General features: G+C 56.9%; 9 protein-coding genes. 7 read left to right on the plus strand and 2 right to left on the minus strand.

Going from position 1 to position 9,067, the window contains the following annotated elements; genetic code table 11:
* A partial coding sequence (gene recA, locus RT613_RS16310) for a recombinase RecA (protein ID WP_313616995.1) occupies positions 1-708 on the minus strand: 708 nt, incomplete at its 3' end.
* A 246-nt stretch (positions 709-954) separates the two neighbouring features.
* Between recA and RT613_RS16315 the strand changes: the two genes are divergently transcribed.
* Together RT613_RS16315 and RT613_RS16320 are read left to right on the plus strand one after the other, a co-directional pair.
* Positions 955-1,896 (plus strand): carbohydrate kinase family protein, encoded by a 942-nt coding sequence (locus tag RT613_RS16315; RefSeq protein ID WP_313616997.1) that lies wholly within the window; start codon positions 955-957, stop codon positions 1,894-1,896.
* A 30-nt stretch (positions 1,897-1,926) separates the two neighbouring features.
* On the plus strand, positions 1,927-2,853 hold the full coding sequence (locus RT613_RS16320) for a pseudouridine-5'-phosphate glycosidase (RefSeq protein ID WP_313616999.1): 927 nt from the start codon (positions 1,927-1,929) through the stop codon (positions 2,851-2,853).
* Positions 2,854-2,928: 75 nt separating this feature from the next.
* Here RT613_RS16320 and RT613_RS16325 read toward each other — a convergent pair whose 3' ends face one another.
* Positions 2,929-4,956 carry an OmpA family protein gene (locus RT613_RS16325; protein WP_313617001.1) on the minus strand — a complete coding sequence of 676 codons (2,028 nt, stop codon included), beginning with the start codon at positions 4,954-4,956 and terminating at the stop codon, positions 2,929-2,931.
* A gap of 364 nt (positions 4,957-5,320) precedes the next feature.
* Between RT613_RS16325 and RT613_RS16330 the strand changes: the two genes are divergently transcribed.
* The 5 genes from RT613_RS16330 to RT613_RS16350 all read left to right on the plus strand — a co-directional run bounded on the left by RT613_RS16330 (position 5,321) and on the right by RT613_RS16350 (position 9,038).
* Positions 5,321-6,094, plus strand: a complete 774-nt coding sequence (locus tag RT613_RS16330; protein WP_313617003.1) for an ABC transporter substrate-binding protein — start codon at positions 5,321-5,323, stop codon at positions 6,092-6,094.
* Positions 6,095-6,207: 113 nt separating this feature from the next.
* Positions 6,208-7,011 (plus strand): ABC transporter permease, encoded by an 804-nt coding sequence (locus RT613_RS16335; RefSeq protein ID WP_313617005.1) that lies wholly within the window; start codon positions 6,208-6,210, stop codon positions 7,009-7,011.
* Positions 7,008-7,691, plus strand: a complete 684-nt coding sequence (locus tag RT613_RS16340; protein WP_313617007.1) for an ABC transporter permease subunit — start codon at positions 7,008-7,010, stop codon at positions 7,689-7,691. Before RT613_RS16335 ends, RT613_RS16340 begins: the two co-directional genes overlap by 4 nt.
* Positions 7,692-7,853: 162 nt before the next feature.
* The gene (locus RT613_RS16345; RefSeq protein WP_313617009.1) at positions 7,854-8,120 is read left to right on the plus strand and encodes an usg protein; all 267 of its coding nucleotides are present in this window, start codon (positions 7,854-7,856) and stop codon (positions 8,118-8,120) included.
* Between the two features lie 90 nt (positions 8,121-8,210).
* Positions 8,211-9,038 carry a class I SAM-dependent methyltransferase gene (locus RT613_RS16350; protein WP_313617011.1) on the plus strand — a complete coding sequence of 276 codons (828 nt, stop codon included), beginning with the start codon at positions 8,211-8,213 and terminating at the stop codon, positions 9,036-9,038.
* Positions 9,039-9,067 lie beyond the last annotated feature (29 nt).

The following is a 9,067-nucleotide window of genomic DNA, read 5'->3' on the forward strand; positions in this document are numbered from 1 at the left end:
AATGTCGAGACGGACAGAGGCGTAGAACTTCAGCGCGTTACCGCCGGTTGTCGTTTCCGGCGAACCGAACATCACACCGATCTTCATGCGGATCTGGTTGATGAAGATCACCATGCAGTTCGAACGGGAGATCGAAGCGGTCAGCTTGCGCAGCGCCTGGCTCATCAGACGGGCCTGAAGACCTGGCAGGCTGTCGCCCATTTCACCTTCAATTTCCGCACGTGGCGTCAAGGCGGCAACGGAGTCGACGACCAGAACATCAACCGCACCGGAACGTACCAGCGTGTCGGTGATTTCAAGTGCCTGCTCACCGGTGTCCGGCTGCGAGATCAAAAGGTTCTGCAGATCAACGCCAAGCTTGCGGGCATAGACCGGATCAAGCGCGTGCTCCGCATCCACGAAGGCGCAGATGCCGCCCTTCTTCTGGGCTTCTGCAATGGTCTGCAGCGCCAGTGTTGTCTTACCCGAGCTTTCAGGGCCGTAAATTTCAATGATACGACCTTTGGGAAGTCCACCAATCCCAAGGGCAATATCCAGACTGAGAGATCCCGTCGAAACCGTTTCGATTTCAACGACGTTTTCATTGGAGCCGAGCTTCATGATCGATCCCTTGCCGAACGAACGTTCGATCTGGGAGAGCGCCGCTTCCAGTGCCTTGCTTTTATCCACCGATTTATCCTCTACAAGACGCAAAGAATTTTGTGCCATCTGATCCACCTTTAGGTTATTGAAGCCCCACAGGCAATGAAGCGTTCCGTGAAGATTTTGTACCTTGTTTGTTCTCATTCAGCAAGAGCAGATCATCATATTGAAAACAATAATGGATAAGTCGTTTGTTCTATTTTTGTTTTTCTTCTCGGACCTCACGGCGCGAAAGATGAAAAACCACAACCGAAACAGCAAAATGGTCGAATCGCACCCTGGCTGGAAGGTCGTGGAATACGGGAACGGACGATGAAAAAAATACTCGTACTCGGTGGCGCTCACATCGACCGCCGGGGTCTGATTACAGGTGAAACCTCACCGGCTGCCAGCAATCCCGGACGCTGGATGGAAGAGGCAGGAGGCGGTGGTTTCAACGCCGCCCGCAATCTCTCCCGCCTCGGTTTTTCCGTGCGCATCATCGCACCGCGTGGTGGCGACGCGACCGGCGAGGCTGTCGCGGCAGCGGCCATTGAAGCCGATGTGGAAGACACGCCTTTCGTGTTTCTGGATCGCAAGACACCAAGCTACACCGCAATCCTCGAGCGTGACGGCAACCTGATCATCGCGCTGGCGGATATGGATCTCTATGACCTGTTTTCGCCACGCCGCCTGCGCGTGCGTGCCGTCAGAGACGCCATCGAAGCAACCGACGCAATCTTATGTGATGCCAACCTGCCAAAGGATACGCTGTCAGCACTTGGCAAGGCGGCGAAAGAACAGGGCAAGTTGCTCGCGGCCATTGCCATTTCACCGGCCAAGATCGTCAAACTGCAGGATGCATTTGAACATATCGACATCCTGTTCATGAATGAAGCCGAGGCCCGTACCATCACCGGCCAGAACCCGGACCAGTCAGCGGACTGGCCAGATCTGTTGCGCAAGGCCGGCATCAAGGGTGGCGTGGTGACGCGCGGCTCCAATGAGGTCATCGCTTTTCTTGGCACTGAAACCGCAACGCTTCAGCCCCCCGTATTAAAAGAGGTCCGTGATGTCACGGGTGCCGGCGATGCCCTTGCATCCGGCTTTCTTGCGGCACATCTTCAGGGTCTGGGCATAAGGGAAAGCCTGCGCTGGGGCACCGCTGCTGCGGCCATTACAGTGCTTTCGCCCTTTGCCACCTCGCATGAACTGTCACAAGACAACATTCAGCTGATGTTACGTCTTGTGCCCGAAGCCCAAATGCTGTCATGAGACATTGATAACAGAAATTGGAAATACCCGATGACAAAGCCAATCTCCCCCCTCCTGCCGATTGTCTATTCTGAAGAAGTTGCAGCCGCCAAGCAGCGCGGCGCGCCAATCGTTGCGCTGGAATCCACCATCATCACCCACGGCATGCCATACCCCGGCAATATCGAGATGGCGCAGGGTGTTGAAGAACTGATCCGCCAGGAAGGCGCAGTTCCCGCCACCATCGCCGTTATCGATGGCGTTCTGCATATCGGCCTCGAAAAACATCAGCTGGAAGCCCTGGCCCAGACCACCGGCGCCATGAAAGTATCACGCGCCGACATCGCCTTTGCCATTGCCGAGCGTCGTACCGGTGCCACAACCGTTGCTGCCACGATGATTGCCGCCGCACGCGCTGGCATCAAGGTATTCGCGACCGGCGGCATTGGCGGCGTTCACCGCGGTGCAGAAGAAAGCTTCGATATATCGGCTGACCTGACCGAGCTTGCCAAGACGGGCGTCATCGTGGTTTGCGCAGGCGCCAAGGCCATTCTCGACATTCCAAAGACACTGGAAGTTCTCGAAACCGGCGGCGTTCCTGTCGTGACCTTTGAGGCCACGGAATTCCCGGCCTTCTGGTCGCGTTCATCCGGCCTGCAGAGCCCGCTGACGCTGAACAGCCCGGCGGCAATCGCCAACTTCCAGACGACCCGCGAACAGCTTGGCATCGATGGCGGCATGCTGATTGCCAACCCGGTTCCGGAAGAAGATGAAATTCCGCGCGAGGAAATGGAAATCTACATCAGCCGCGCCATTGCCAATGCAGAGCGCGAAGACGTGACCGGCAAGGCTGTCACGCCTTACCTGCTGGACAACATCTTCCGCCTGACCAGCGGCCGCAGCCTCAAGACCAATATTGCACTTGTTCGCAACAATGCACGTCTTGCAGCTGAAATCGCTGTCGCCCTCAACGGCTGATGGAAAAAATCTGATTGCATGAAAAAAGCCCGGCATCTCTCGATGCCGGGCTTTTTGTTGTCTTGAGAACCCTGATCAGTTCTGCGCGACCGGGCGAACCAGCGGTGTCACACGGCGAATGGTAACGCGGCGGTTCTGCTGTTCGGCAGAGAGTGTACGCACCTTCAGGTAACGTTCGCCGTACCCCTGGGTCGCGAGGTTTTCCGGCGGAATGCCATACACATCGGTCAGGATATTGGCGACCGATTCCGCGCGACGGTCGGACAGGATCAGGTTGCTTTCGTCAGAACCGACAGCGTCGGTGTGGCCTTCAATCAGGAAGGTTTCTGCCGGGTTCTGGTCCAGCGTCTTGTTGATCGCATCAGCCACCTTGCGAAGTGTCCGTGCCTGGTTCATCGGAATATCGGCACTGCCCGTGGCAAAGGTCACGGTATCGAGGTCGATACGACGCACCTTGTCACGAATACGAGCGGAGTACTTCACCTCATCCAACGAGTAGACACGTTCGACCGGCTCGACCGGCGGCTGTTCCAGGAACGCATAATAGTCGCGGTCCGGATCGCTTGTCGTGTCGATGATGTAGTCCTGAACCGGAATGCGCAGGCGCATTGGTGGCAGGTCAAGACCCGGATCACGATAGGCATATTCGCGGTCGGGACGGTCCATCAACTCCGGTGCGTAGAACAGCACATATTCACGGCCACGGCTATCGATGCGTGAACGCTGAATGATGTCACCGTAGCGGTTACGGATCGTCACAACCTGCGTGCCGTCGTTGCGCTCAACAGTTTCACGGATACGACCGCCGGGAAGCCGCTCGTAATAAGGCTCCTCACCTTCGCGTACGAAGCGGCTGGTATCATCACCACGCACGATGATGCGATCACCGAGCTGCAGAATGATGCGGGTGCCATCATCGTTGTTGTTGCGGCGGCCACCATCACGCGGCTGCCACTCACGCACACCTTCCGGACGTTCAAAACGTGGCGGACGGGCAATGCGCTCACCCTGCTGGGCGGTTGCAGCCTCCATCTTGATCGGTGGTGGCGCCTTGCCATCAGCGCTCAGCGCCTGCGCTTCGGCATCCGAGGTCGGAACCTTCACGTCAGCGGCCTGTTCGCGCTCGCGGCGGCGCTCCTCACGGGACTTTCGGTCTCCAGACCGTTCCGCTTCCTTGTCGCTGTCGAGAACGGCTGCGCCCTTGTCTACAGGCAGAATGACCGTTTCATCTGTTTTGGAAGGGTCAGCTGCAATGGCTTTCGCCTGATCCAGCTGTTCCTGCGTCATGGAAGGCGCTTCCTGCTGCGGGGTCGCAACCTGATCAGGCACCGCTTCACCGGCCGGAGCCTGGCCGCTGGCCGCACCATCCTGTGTTGGTGGTGGCGCATCCGGTGCAGGTGCAGCTTCTGGGGCTGCAGCATCTGGGGCTGGCGCGGCAGCGTCTGGTGCAGTTGCTGGCTCTTCAGTTGCTGGGCGTGGTGCCGGCTTTTCGCGGTTTGGGCGTGGACGCTGCTTTGGCTGGTCGTCACCCGGCTGGCGGCCCGGTTGCGGATCGGCCTGCTGTTCCGGTACCGGCGCTGTTTCGGGCGCTGGAGATTCCTGCGGAACAGGCGCGTCCTTTGGTTCAGGCGCTGGCGCTTCAGCGGCAGGTTCGCGTTTTGGCTTGCGTTTTGGTTCTGCAGGCTGCTCGGCGGCCGGCGGCGCAGCCTCAGGGGCTGGTTCTGCTGCCGGTGGCGCAGGTTCAGGCGCTGGCGCTGCTGGTGCTGCCTCTGCCGGTGGCGGTGGTGGTGCCTCAGCAGGTGGTGCAGGCTCCGGTGCTGCCTGTGGAGCAGGTTCTGGTGCTGGGGCTGGCTCAGGTTCTGGCGCTGGTGCGCTTTGTGCTGCAAGCGCCGCGTCCAGTTCTGCCTGCGCAGCGGCGACGGCTGCTTGAGCGGCCGATGTATCACCACCGCTCGCCTGCGCATCGGCAAGTGCCTGCTGCGCTGCCTGCAATTGCTGGCGCGCACTTTCAACGCTCACCTGAACGCGGATCAGACCTGAGTTTTGTGTCTGATAAGAAACGTCCGGCCTCACGGTCATGGCAGCAGCTGGGTGGCTCGTCATGACGATTGACATGAGAGGCAAGACAACCCCAGCCCTCAAGATGTTTTTATTCAGCATCGTGTTTCCTCATCTGCCCGAATGCTCCACAGGGGTCTGTGTCATTCTAAGCTTTTTTGTGCCCGGGATGCGCAACGCGGCAAACCGTAACATTGTTCCAATCATGAATTGGCAAGCCTGTACGCAGAATGAACGAACGACAACCATGCCGGATCTGTTTGACAGATATTGGAATTGAGGTTGCATTTTATTCGCAACGGGATGACTATCCGGCCAGCGCGGGGTCAAACAAAAACACCCACGCCTGCAACATTGGCACGGATAAAAAAGAAAGCCTGCCAATGGAAAACCAAAAGAGAGGATCGCAATGCGTATTTCCACACGTCTTCTTGCCGCCGCTTCCATCGCGGCAGTATCTATGTTTTCCGGCGCAGCACTGGCGCAAGACAAGCTGGTTATCGGCACCGAAGGCGCTTACCCTCCCTTCAACAACCTTGAAGCGGATGGCACACTGACCGGTTTCGATATCGACATCGCCAAGGCGCTCTGCGAAGAAATGAAAGCTGAATGCACATTCGTCACCAACGACTGGGACGGCATCATTCCGGCTTTGCAGGCCAAAAAGTTCGACGCCATCATCGCGTCCATGTCGATCACGCCTGAGCGCCTGGAAAAGGTGGATTTCTCCAAGAAGTACTACAACACCCCTCCGGCAATTGCCGTTCCGAAGGATTCGCCAATCAAGACGCTTGAAGACCTCAAGGGCAAGTCGCTTGGCGCGCAGGGTTCTACCACCCACTCCAACTATGCTGAAAAGCACCTGGCTGATTCTGACCTCAAGCTCTACCCGACCGCTGACGAGTACAAGCTCGACATTACCAACGGCCGTATCGATGGCGTTATCGACGATATCGTCGTTCTGTCGGAATGGGTTAAGTCTGACGCTGGCGCCTGCTGCAAGATCCTGACCCCGCTGAAGGTTGATCCTGAAATCAACGGTGATGGCGCAGGCATTGCTGTTCGCAAGGGCGACACCGCACTTGCAGACAAATTCACAGCCGCCATTGCTGGTATCCGCGCCAACGGCAAATACAAGGAAATCAACGACAAGTACTTCGATTTCGACGTTTACGGCGAATAATCGGCGCTGATTTGTTGAAAGTTGATGGCGGAAGGCTTGCCCTTCCGCCGTTTTTGTTTGAAAACCTTGAGTAGATTCAAAAAAAGCGGCAAAGACCGCAGGGGAAAATTGGCATGAGCGGATTGTTTTCCGCCTTAGGTTCGTTCTGGGCCTACATTACGCATTTGTTCGATCCATTTTGCGGCCCTGTTGGTGTCTTTTCGTTTCTGGATGAAACCAGCATCATTTCTTGTGGCGCAACCGGCTGGGGCGATGAGGTCGCTTACGGCGTCAAGGTCACCATAACACTGGCGCTGGCAACGCTGCCGGTGGGTCTGGTCATCGGTTTTCTGATCGCACTTGCCGCACAGTCCAGCGAAAAATCGCTGCGTCTTGCGGCGGGCATCTACACCACCATCTTCCGTGGCCTGCCTGAGCTATTGACGCTGTTCATCGTCTATTATGGCATGCAGATGCTATTGCAATCGGTGGCCGGATCGCTCGGTTTCAGCGGCCCAATCGAAATCAATGCCTTTGTTGCCGGCATGATTGCCCTGGCCGTGGTATTTTCATCCTATTCATCCGAAGTGCTTCTGTCTGCCTTCAAGGCCATTCCCAAGGGCCAGTATGAGGCAGGCGATGCGCTTGGCCTTCGCCGCAGCCGCACCATGCTGCTGATTGTCATGCCGCAACTCGTGCGGGTCGCACTGCCTGGCATGACGAACCTCTGGATGATCCTGTTGAAAGACACCTCCTATGTGTCGATCATCGGTCTCACCGACATATTGCGCCAGACCGGCGTTGCAGCCCGCGTCAGCAAGGAAGCCTTCTTTTTCTACACGCTGGCCTGCCTGCTGTTTCTCATCCTCGCAATACTGTCCTCCATCGGCCTCGGTTACATTGACCGCTGGTCTCGCAAGTCGGAGGCCAAACGATGAGCCACGCAGACCATCTTATCGCGGCACGCCCTGCCCCGCCGACCACCAAAAAGCCGCTGACGGTCGCTAAGGCCGCCGGTTACATCATCATCGGCATTTGGTGCTTGGTCGCGCTTGGCCTCGTCTATACCATCATCACCGGCTGGGACTGGGCGAAGTTTGAACGTTATGGGCCGCGTTATCTCGATGGCCTGAAAACGACGATCATTCTCGTTACCATTTCGGTCATTCTCGGTGCCATCCTGTCGCTGCCGATTGCCTTCGCGCGCATGTCGAAAAGCCCGTTTCTGGCGGCACCGGCCTATGCCTATGTCTATCTGTTCCGTGGCACACCGCTATTGGCGCAGCTTTTCCTGATCTATTACGGCCTTGGCACGTTCCGACCGCAGCTGGAAAGCGTTGGACTGTGGTGGTTCTTCCGTGAGGCCTGGTATTGTGGCCTGCTGGCCATGACACTCAATACCGCAGCCTATCAGGCGGAAATCCTGCGCGGCGCAATCTTGAGCGTGCCGCTTGGCCAGCGCGAAGGCGCCTTTGCACTCGGCCTGCCAAAACAGATCATTTTCTTCGATTATCAGACCTATCTCTGGGCGGCGATTTTCTATCTGGCGATCGTCGAAACCCTTCGTCACGTCTGGGCATGGCTGGAAGCCCGCCTGACCCGCCACCTCAAACGTTGAGTGTTCTTGGCAGCACTCAACACTTGAAGCTGCTAACACATTGAAAAATAATTTCTTTATTGGCCGGCTAAATATAATGTCAAGACTCGGTTAACCATGCCATGATCCCATGGCGGTGTTGAACACAGGTTCAGCACCGCCAAAAAAACGGGAACAAGTATCATGAACACAGACATGGAAATGATGCTGAAAGGCTATGGCCTGACAACTGCCCAGATCTTCTACCGCCTGCCGGATCACCCCTCCCTGCTGCAGACCTATGTCTGGCAGCATTATGATCTGGCCCCGGACTTTCCGGAAATGAACGGCTTTCTGAAATTCTGGCAGGAAAAACTCGATGGCCCCCTGCATTCGGTGAAATATGTGCATCGCCAGCTGATTTCGGCCAGCGAATGGCGCTCGCTGAAAGGCGAGTTCATCCTGCACTGAACCGGTGGCCTGACGAGATAAACATTGCGCCTGCCCGACGGGCAGCTTACAGCAAGGCTGAACATTAAAAATTCAGTCAAGGGTAGCGCAATGACCGGAAAACAACAGAAGATCGACGAAGAGGCCCTTGCCGAAGCCTATAATCGCGCACTTGCCCATGAAAAGGCCGGTGAGATCGATGAGGCCGTAAAGGCCTATCAGCAGGTTCTGGAACTGGACCCGGAAGATCATGGGGGCGCGGCCGTTCGCCTCGCGTCCATGGGTCGTGGTGAAACACCGCCAAAGGCGCCCGATGCTTACGTCGAAACCCTGTTTGACCAGCACGCAGAAGCCTTTGAGGACATTCTGGTCGAACAGTTGGGTTACGCGGTTCCCATGCTGGTGCGCCAGCGCCTGCAATCGCTGAACCTTGGCCCCTTCAAGCGCATGCTCGACCTTGGTTGCGGCACGGGCCTGACCGGTGCGGCTTTGCGGGATATGGTTGACGACATTACCGGCATCGACATTTCCGAAAACATGGTCGAAATCGCCCATGAAAAGGAAATCTACGAAACGCTTTACGTCGCCGAGGTCGAGGATTTCCTTGAAGACAATGACGACGACGCTTTCGACCTGATCACCGCCACCGACGTTCTGCCTTATCTTGGCGCGCTGGAGCCACTGTTTTTCGGCACGGCTGAGAACTTGGCTCCCGGCGGCATTTTTGTGTTCTCGTCGGAAACACTGCCCGAGGACATTCTGGCCGGCCGCACCCATATGGTTGGCCCGCACCAGCGATTTGCCCATGCGGAAAGCTATGTGAAGGAACGCCTTGATGCGACCGGTTTCGAGCTTCTCGAAATCACCGACATCAATGTGCGCATGCAGGATGGCAATCCGACACCGGGTCATCTGATCGTCGCCAAGCTCAAGGCCTGATCACACGGCTAAAAAATGTGAACGGGCGC

The organism is Agrobacterium sp. (genome assembly GCF_032092815.1).
Taxonomy (GTDB): domain Bacteria; phylum Pseudomonadota; class Alphaproteobacteria; order Rhizobiales; family Rhizobiaceae; genus Agrobacterium.